Below are 8006 nucleotides of genomic sequence, written 5' to 3' on the forward strand. Positions count from 1 at the left end.
CCGCAAGGCTCCGCCGGTCCACGCGCCCTGGCCGCTCGCCCCGGCCCTAGGGTGGTTCCGCTAAGGCGCGGACTTTCCGAAGTTCTCTGGGGGGCTAACCGATGTTCCCGTTGGCGCCGCTCTGGAAGCTCTGTCCGAGCGCATCGGCAACCTTCTGGATATCGTCGGCAGGATTGGATTTGCAGTCTTGGTCAAGGAACCGACGCAAGTCCTGCAACGGCTCGGGAGCGGACGTTACTCGTAGAGCGTGGCGGCCGCGATCACGTCCGCCGCGTGGCGCCAGGGGTTAGTGTGAGCCGGATGGGGCCAATCGGTGGCCCACGCCTGCATCGCCTCCAGGAAAGCCGGCAAGTCCGCGTTCTCCCACTCCGCGCCGTCTGCCAACTGCCGTCTCAGTTCGCCGAGATAGGCCACGAAGGAGTCTCGGTCGTTGACGTCGTCATGAGCCGTATATGAAGCGTAGCGGCGCAACCTGAACGTCCGCAACGGTTGGGTTGCGGACCTTTGCCGTCCCGGCCAGTCTCTACCTATGCACCTCATTCTTCGCGCCCTGGCCGTTGGACTGATGGGGCTCGCCCTATCCTCGTGTCAGAGAGGTCTCAGGATCGAGGTTACCGGATCGACGGTCGCGCCGGACTTCCGCCTACATCGAAGCTTTCTCTTTGATCCCCCACCGGGGATAGACTCGCTGGTCTTGGTTGAGGTTGTGAATGGGAGCAGTCGAACGGTCTGGGCGATCGCCCGCGACCCAAGCTGCGCGCCAATGCAAGAGTTTCGACTTGGTCGAGTCCCTGATGGCTGGCGTGAGCTGACTGCGCCACTCCCGCTCCGCGCCGGCGTGACCTACGTTCTGACCGCTTCGGGCTGCGGGTTTTATGGAGGAAAGACCTTCAAGGTGCTGAGGGGACGTTTCGTTGCGCGCGACGGCAACGGGGAGGCGCCGATTAGGGCGATACAGGCCGCGGCATGAGAGTCCGCAACGGGTCGCACCAGGTCAGCGGCCCAGGGCCGTGAAACGGACACCCTGCGATTTTTCGAATAGCGGACGCCATGGATGGCCGTCGAGGGTGGAACCCAGTCGTTGAAGCCGAAGCGTGAAGCGGACATTCGCAACGCTGGCGGTCGGCGGGCCTCGGCGATGGCGGCCGCCCTAGACGAAGTTGTCGATCGAGATGTCGGCGAGGGCGCGGCCGACCAGGATGAGCGGCTCGGCGGCGAAGCCGCTGATGTTGAACGAGGAGAACAGCACCACGTCGGCGCCCACCTGGACGGCCACGACGGCGTTGGCGCCGAGGTATTCGTTCTGGCTGAACGCGGTCGCGAGGTCGGGGGCGGTTCGCTCGCTGTATTGCATCGCGGCGCGCGAGATGCGTTCGACCTCGATCCGGTCGCTGGTGGTCCAGTCGAGAACCCGGTCGATCTGGCCCGCGAGCCGTTGCGAGGCGAAGCTTTCGAATTCGAATGTGTCGGAGCCGCTGCCGCCGATCATGACGTCCACGCCGCCGCGGGGGCTGATCCGGTCGTCGCCCGCGCCGCCGTCCAGCGTGTCGGAGCCCTGGCCGGCAAGACCGTCATTGCCGTTCTCGCCCCGCACGAGGCTGCGGCTGCCGGACTGCGTCAGGATGAAATCGTCGCCGTCGCCGCCGTTGGCGGTGACCGCGCCCGTGCCCAGCTGCAGGTTGTCGGCCCCGGCGCCGCCCTCGACCAGCTTATCCCCGGCCCGGTCGGCATAGATGGTGTCGTTTCCAGCGCCCCCGCGGATGGTCTCGCTGCTGTCGGAGAAGGTGATGATGTGGTCGTCGCCGTCGCCGCCGTCGATCGTATGCCGCCCCTGCTCGGCCTGGATGATATCGTTCCCCGCATCTCCGGCCAGCAGGACGTTGGAGGCGCTGGTCGAGAGGCTGTCGTCGCCGTCGCCGCCGTGCATCTCGTCGCCGGTCCCGGCGATGAGGGTGTCGCGCCCGGCGTCGCCGAAGCCCAGGTCGTTCGCCTGGCCCCCGCCTGCGATGAAGTCGTCGCCGTCGTCGCCGTGGATCAGGGACAGGCCGAATGTGGCCTGGGACAGCACGCGGTCGTTTCCGGCGCCCGCCGAAATGAGCGTGGAGACGTTCGCCGAGTCAGCGGTCGTGATGGTGTCGGCCCCGTCCTCGCCGAACACGTCGCCGCCGCCTCGCACCGTGATGACGTCGTCGCCGAGGTTGCCGTTCAGGAAATCGCTGGCGCCGGCGTCGCCGTCGATCGTGTCGGCGCCCTGGCCGCCCAGCAGCGTGTCCCGCCCGGAGCCCCCCAGCACGACATCGTCGCCCTTGTTGCCCTGGGCGAAGTTGGCGCCCGCGCCGGTCAAGATCCGATCGTTGTCCTGGCCGCCGTAGATGGTGTCGGCGCCGGCCCCGCCGGAAAGGGTGTCGGTCCCCATGTTGCCCTGGAGCAGATCATCGCCGCCGCCGGTGTCGATGGAGTCGTCGCCGGCGCCGGCATAGGCCGCGTCGTGCGTCGTGCTGTCCGCCGTCAAGGCGAGCGTGTTGGCCTGGCCGTCTCCGATGAAGAGGCGCGAGCCGTCGGCCAGCGTCAGCCTGCCGCCGAGGCTCACGGCGGCCAGCGCAGGGCCGAAGACCACCGACCGTTCGCCGATGACGAGCGTGATGGTGGCGCTGTCGGCGGCATAGAGGACGGTCGCGAGACGGGCCGGGCCACCGGCCAGCGTCAGGGAGTCGCTCGCCGCGATCGCCAGCGCCTGCTCCGCCGTGATCGTCTCGAATGCGTAGGTCGCCACGATATCCCCCGAGAAGCGCGCCTGCGCCGCACGCTGGGGGACGCTGACAAAACAAACTCTACCGTAACGCTACCGCGAGCCGCGCCTCGTGGCCAGCCGCGGGCGCGCGGGTTCAGACGAAGTTGTCGGCCGAGATGTCGGCGAGCGAGCGGCCGACCAGGACGGTGATGCTGTGGATCGTGGCGCCCGCGCTGGCGTCGGCGAAGACGACCACGTCCTGGCCCACCTGGATTGCCATGGCCTCGGTCTGGCCAACGCCGATCTCCGCCTGGGCCGTGGAGAGCGCCGTGGCGAAGTCGGCCGCCGTCCCCTCGGCAAACGCGGTACCGATGTCGGTGCGGAGTTGAATGCGGTCGGCGGACGTCCAGTCGCCGATGCGATCGGCGGCCACAAGGGTGAGCGAGGCGGTGGCGCCGTCCTGAATGAACGTGTCGGCGCCGCTGCCGCCGTTCAGGCTGTCGGCGCCCGTCCCGCCCCGGATGCGATCGTCGGCGTCGCTCGCCTGAACGGTGTCGTCGCCGGCGCCGCCGTCGATGGTGGCGCCGTACAGGACAGGGCTGCCGAGGTTGCGGATGATGTGGATCACGTCGGCGCCGTCGCCCCCGTCAAGCTGGCTGCGCATGTCGGTATGGGCCCTGAGCGTGTCGTTTCCGCCGTCGCCCGAGGCGACGTGCAGGCCCGAGCCGGTCGTACCGATCTGAATGGTGTCGTCGCCATCGCCGCCCCTGGCGGTCGTATCGCCGTCGCCGGAGGTGGAGATGATGTCGTTCCCGCCCTCGCCGAACAGTTGGCCGCCGCCCGTCAACTGATCGTCGCCCAGATTGCCGTTGATGAAGTCCTGGCCGGCCGTTCCGTAGATCAGGTCGTTCCCCTGGCCGCCCAGGACGGTGTCGGCGCCGTCGCCGCCCTGGAGTGTGTCGTTCCCCTTGTTGCCCTGGATGAACTGGCTCGCGCTGACCGCGCCCCCGATGGCGGCGATGTTGTCGGCGCCCTGGCCGCCGTAGACCGTGTTGGGGCTCTGGGTGCGGATGACGATGCGGTCGTCGCCCTGGTTTCCCTGCACGAACCACGCGCCGGGGCTGCTCGTCAGGGTGTCCGCGCCGTCGCCACCGTACATCGCGCCAGTGGACGGAAGCACGCCCTCGTCGCGGCTGTCCGGCCCTGAGCCGCCCACGAAGAGCCGGGAGCCGTCGGGAAAGGTCAGCCGACTGAGGGTGGCGGGGAAATAGGAGCCGAACACCACCGTCCGCTCGCCCATGGTGACCGAGAACGTGCCGTCCGGATTGTAGAGGACGGTGGTGGTCTTGGCCGAGCTGCCGGCCGGCGTGATCAGGCTGTCGACGCTGCCGAAAGCCAGCGCCTCGGCCGCGCCGATGGTCTCGAACGCATAGGTGGCCATCTTGTCCCCCTTGGACCGCGCGGCCACAAGCGAAGGACGCGCACCGAACAACCTCTACTTTAGCGCGGCCGCGTCGGACCGCCAGCCCCGCCGCCTTGACCCCGCGGCGCGAACACGCGACCCCTCGGGCCGGATGCGCCGGCTTTTCGACTTCCTCTCCAACATGGACGCCCAGGCGTGGCGGACGCTGCTGGTGTCGTTCGTGCTGTTCGGCGGGGTGGGGGTGGTGTTCTTCTTCGGCGCCCAGCTGCTGGGGGTCGACAGCGAGCGGACGCTGGAGGGCTGGCTGGGGGCCGCAAGGGGGCCGTGGTCGCTGCCGGTGGCGGTGGCGGCGTTCGCGGCCCTGGCCTTCGTGGGCACGCCGCAGATCGTGCTGATCGCCGCGGCGGTGGTGGCCTTCGGGCCGCAGACGGGGGCGGCCTACAGCTGGATCGGGACCATGGTCTCGGCGCTGGTGGGCTTCTATCTGGGCCGGGCGGCGGGGGCGCGGACGCTGGCGCGGTTTTCCGGCGAGGGCGTGCAGCGGTTCATGCGGCTGGTGGGGGAGAACGGCTTCCTGGCCAGCCTGATCGTGCGGCTGGTGCCGTCGGCGCCGTTCATCGTGGTCAACATGGCGGCGGGCGTGACGCCGATGCGGGCGCTGCATTTCGTCGCCGGGACCGGCGTCGGGATCGTGCCGAAGATCGTGCTGACGGCCTATGCCGGCGCCTCGATCGTGGAGATCATGCGGGGGGAGATCGCCGGCAACTGGCTGACGATCGCCGCCGTCGCGGTCCTGTGGCTGGCCATCGGATGGTTCGCGCGGCGCTGGCTGCGCCGTCGGGGAAAGGGCGAGGAATGCTGAAGCTCTTCTATTCGCCGGGCTCGTGCTCGCTGGCCTCGCACATCGCGCTGGAGGAGGCGGGGGCGGCCTACGAGGCCGTCAAGGTGGACCTGCGCCGGTCGGAGCAGCGCAGGCCGGAATATCTGGCGCTCAATCCGAAGGGGCGGGTCCCGGCGCTCGTCACCGACAAGGGCGTGCTCACCGAGACCGTGGCGATCCTGGCCTATGTGGCCCAGACACATCCCCAGAAGGCGTTGCTGCCGACCGACCCCTGGGACCTGGCCCAGGCGCAGGCGTTCAACAGCTACCTGGCCTCCACGGTCCACGTGGCCCACGCGCACCGTTTCCGCGGCTCCCGCTGGGCGGACGAGGAGAGCTCGTTCGAGGACATGCGCCGCAAGGTCCCGCAGGCCATGGCGGAGGCCTTCGCGCTGATCGAGCGCGAGATGCTGCGAGGTCCGTGGGTGCTGGGCGAGCGGTTCAGCGTCTGCGACGGCTACCTGTTCACGCTGGCCGACTGGCTGGAGGGCGACGGGGTCGACCTGGCCCAGCTTCCGCGGGTCCACGCCCATCGCGAGCGGGTGCGGGCGCGGCCGGCGGTCAGCAAGGTTCTTGCCGAAGAGGCGGCTTAAGGCCGCGCGGCGCGCAAGTTGCTTGCGGCGAAGCGGCCATTTCGGTACAGACCCCGCCATGCGCACGCGGACGGGCAGCCTGCTTCTTCTCTCGCTGGGGCTTAGCCGCCCCTGGGCGCCTCTCTAGGCACGCGCTTTTTCGCGGCCGGGCGACCAGGGGTTTCATCCTCCGTCCCCAGAACGAAACACCGCGAAGAGACCGAACATGACCAACCCCACACCCGCGAACGCCGATACGTCGGGCCGCGACCGCATCATCGTTTTCGACACCACCATGCGCGACGGCGAGCAGTCGCCCGGCGCCTCCATGTCGCATGACGAGAAGCTGGAGCTGGCCAAGATCCTCGAAGACATGAAGGTCGACGTGATCGAGGCCGGCTTCCCGATCGCCTCGAACGGCGACTTCGAGGCCGTCCGCGCCATCTCCGAGATCGTGACCGAGAGCGTGGTCTGTGGCCTGGCCCGGGCCGGCATGGCCGACATCGAGCGCTGCGCCGAGGCGATCCGCAAGGCCAAGCGCGGCCGGATCCACACCTTCCTGTCCACCAGCCCCAGCCACCGCGACCACATCCTGCACGCCAGCCAGGAAGACATCCTGGAGATGATCACCAAGTCGGTGACCCACGCGCGCAACCTCTGCGGGGACGTGGAGTGGTCGGCCCAGGACGCCACGCGCACCGAGCAGGACTTCCTGCGCCGCTGCGTGGACGCGGCCATCAAGGCGGGCGCCACGACGATCAACCTGCCGGACACGGTGGGCTACAGCTATCCCAGCGAATATGCGGAGATGTTCCGCGACATCATCCAGAACGTGGAGAACGCCGACCGGGCGATCTTCTCCACCCACTGCCACAACGACCTGGGGCTGGCGGTGGCCAACAGCCTGGCCGGCGTCCAGGGCGGCGCGCGGCAGGTCGAGGTGGCGGTCAACGGCATCGGCGAGCGGGCCGGCAACGCGGCGCTGGAAGAGATCGTCATGGCCCTGCGGGTCCGCGGCGACACGCTGCCCTACTTCACCGGCATCGAGACCCAGCACATCACCCGGGCCAGCCGCTACGTCTCGGCGATCACCGGCTTCCCGGTGCAGTTCAACAAGGCCATCGTCGGCAAGAACGCCTTCGCCCACGAGAGCGGCATCCACCAGGACGGGATGCTGAAGGACCGCGGCACCTACGAGATCATGCAGCCCGAGGACGTGGGGCAGGGCTCCTCGAACCTGGTGATGGGCAAGCACTCGGGCCGCCACGCCTTCCGCGAGAAGCTGAAGGACCTGGGCTATGAGCTGGGCCAGAACGCGCTGAACGAGGCGTTCCAGCGGTTCAAGGACCTGGCCGACAAGAAGAAGCACGTCTTCGACGACGACATCATCGCCCTGGTGGACGACGCCCTGGCGAGCAGCGCCGACAAGGTCCAGGTGAAGCACCTGCGGGTGATCGCCGGCACCGAGGGGCCGCAGGAGGCCTTCCTGACGGTGACCATCGACGGGGTCGAGAAGAGCGCCAACGCCACCGGCGACGGCCCGGTGGACGCGGTGTTCAACGCCATCCACGCGGTGGTGCCGCACGACGCGATCCTGCGCCTCTTCCAGGTGCACGCGGTGACCGAGGGCACGGACGCCCAGGCCCAGGTCTCGGTTCGGCTGGAGGACGACGGCCGCATCGCCACGGGTTCGGCCGCGGACACGGACACCCTGACCGCCTCGGCCAAGGCCTATGTGAACGCGCTCAACAACCTCTTCGCCCGCAAGGAGAAGAGCGCGCCGGGCAAGGTCGCCAGCGGGTTCTGAAGCTCCGAGACCCTCGTCATGGCCGGGCTCGTCCCGGCCATCCAGAAACACCTGATCGTCGCGACGTCGCGCGGACCGAGCGTCCGCATGGGTCCCGGCTCGGCCTCCGCGGCTTCGCCGCTCCGTTGGCCGGGATGACGGATTTTACGGAATGCTCTGGATCTTCCTGACCCTGGCGGCGGCGCCGCTGCAGGTGGCGCGCAACGCCATGCAGCGGGGGCTCGTCGAGGAGGCGGGGCCGTGGGGCGCGACGCTGGTGCGCTTCCTGTTCGGCCTGCCGTTCTCCATCGGCATCTTCGCCCTGGCCTACGCCCTGACCCCGACGGCCTCGCCGCACTGGACCTCGACGTTCTGGCTGGGGGCGATCAGCGGGGCCATCGCCCAGGTCGCCGCCACGGCGGCGCTGCTGATGGCCATGAGCCGGTCGGGGTTCGCCGTGGCCACCATGCTGCAGCAGTCGTCGCTGCCGTTCGCGGCGCTGCTGGGCTGGCTGCTGCTGGGGGACGACCTGAGCGCCGCCGTGTGGACGGGCGTGGCCGTGGCGACCGTGGGGCTGGTGGTGCTGTCCTGGCCGCGGGCGGGGCAGGGGCGGG

At 69.3% G+C, this 8006-nt stretch carries 7 protein-coding genes; 4 read left to right on the plus strand and 3 right to left on the minus strand.

What is annotated here, in order from left to right; genetic code table 11:
• Positions 1-234: 234 nt before the first annotated feature.
• The 3 genes from AX721_RS05785 to AX721_RS05795 all read right to left on the minus strand — a co-directional run bounded on the left by AX721_RS05785 (position 235) and on the right by AX721_RS05795 (position 4172).
• Positions 235-471 (minus strand): hypothetical protein, encoded by a 237-nt coding sequence (locus tag AX721_RS05785; protein WP_156467028.1) that lies wholly within the window; start codon positions 469-471, stop codon positions 235-237.
• Between the two features lie 679 nt (positions 472-1150).
• Entirely contained in the window at positions 1151-2773 is a 1623-nt protein-coding gene (locus tag AX721_RS05790) for a calcium-binding protein (RefSeq protein WP_068875074.1), read from the minus strand.
• Positions 2774-2885: 112 nt separating this feature from the next.
• Positions 2886-4172 carry a calcium-binding protein gene (locus tag AX721_RS05795; RefSeq protein WP_068875075.1) on the minus strand — a complete coding sequence of 429 codons (1287 nt, stop codon included), beginning with the start codon at positions 4170-4172 and terminating at the stop codon, positions 2886-2888.
• A 133-nt stretch (positions 4173-4305) separates the two neighbouring features.
• Between AX721_RS05795 and AX721_RS05800 the strand changes: the two genes are divergently transcribed.
• The 4 genes from AX721_RS05800 to AX721_RS05815 all read left to right on the plus strand — a co-directional run.
• The gene (locus AX721_RS05800) at positions 4306-5016 is read left to right on the plus strand and encodes a TVP38/TMEM64 family protein (protein ID WP_068875076.1); all 711 of its coding nucleotides are present in this window, start codon (positions 4306-4308) and stop codon (positions 5014-5016) included.
• Entirely contained in the window at positions 5010-5627 is a 618-nt protein-coding gene (locus tag AX721_RS05805; protein WP_068875077.1) for a glutathione S-transferase family protein, read from the plus strand. The genes AX721_RS05800 and AX721_RS05805 overlap by 7 nt, the downstream gene beginning before the upstream one ends.
• Before the next feature lie 205 nt (positions 5628-5832).
• Entirely contained in the window at positions 5833-7413 is a 1581-nt protein-coding gene (locus AX721_RS05810; protein WP_068875078.1) for a 2-isopropylmalate synthase, read from the plus strand.
• A 151-nt stretch (positions 7414-7564) separates the two neighbouring features.
• On the plus strand, positions 7565-8006 hold a 442-nt coding region (locus AX721_RS05815), incomplete at its 3' end, for an EamA family transporter (RefSeq protein WP_156467029.1).

Source organism: Phenylobacterium sp. CCH9-H3 (assembly GCF_001557235.1).
In the GTDB taxonomy this organism is placed as follows: domain Bacteria; phylum Pseudomonadota; class Alphaproteobacteria; order Caulobacterales; family Caulobacteraceae; genus Phenylobacterium.